This is a genomic window from Paraburkholderia sp. BCC1886, assembly GCF_900996245.1.
Classification (GTDB): Bacteria; Pseudomonadota; Gammaproteobacteria; order Burkholderiales; family Burkholderiaceae; genus Paraburkholderia.
In genome coordinates, this window is sequence record NZ_CAAJGK010000001.1 from 1 (window position 1) to 440 (window position 440).

Sequence of the window (440 nt, forward strand, 5' to 3'; positions counted from 1 at the left end):
GCACGATGGATTGCCGCAGAATCAAACCGGTCGCACGTCCGCTGCGTGCTTTCCCTTGGGACCGTTGCGCACTTCGTACCGTACACGCTGGTTGTCGTAGAGCGACTTGAATCCCGTTATCTTGATTTCGGAAAAATGAACGAACAGGTCCTCTCCGCCATCATCGGGCGTGATGAAGCCGAATCCCTTCGCGTCATTGAACCATTTGACCGTCCCAGTATTCATTGCATCCTCGTCGAAAAGAGACCAGAAGATAGCGCCGTGTCCCGATCAAAGTCCGTCGCAAGAAGCTGAGATCTCGATCGCCGGCTCATAGTCGCTCCTGACGTAGGCTTCGCATCTGATTTGAATCAATAGCCGATCCTAGTTGCCGATGAGGACGCAGGCAATTATCCCGTCCAGTAAGCGGGATCAGAATTTTAATTCCCAGCCCAGTGATT

At 52.7% G+C, this 440-nt stretch carries 1 protein-coding gene; it reads right to left on the reverse strand.

The genetic code is table 11. From position 1 onward, the window contains the following. Positions 1 to 21 precede the first annotated feature (21 nt). Positions 22 to 225 carry a cold-shock protein gene (locus tag FQ746_RS00005; RefSeq protein WP_046579574.1) on the reverse strand — a complete coding sequence of 68 codons (204 nt, stop codon included), beginning with the start codon at positions 223 to 225 and terminating at the stop codon, positions 22 to 24. Positions 226 to 440: the final 215 nt, after the last annotated feature.

Bases quoted from the DNA above. Each gene is read 5' to 3' on its own strand.
- FQ746_RS00005 (WP_046579574.1), bottom strand. From the start codon at position 225: ATGAATACTGGGACGGTCAAATGGTTCAATGACGCGAAGGGATTCGGC.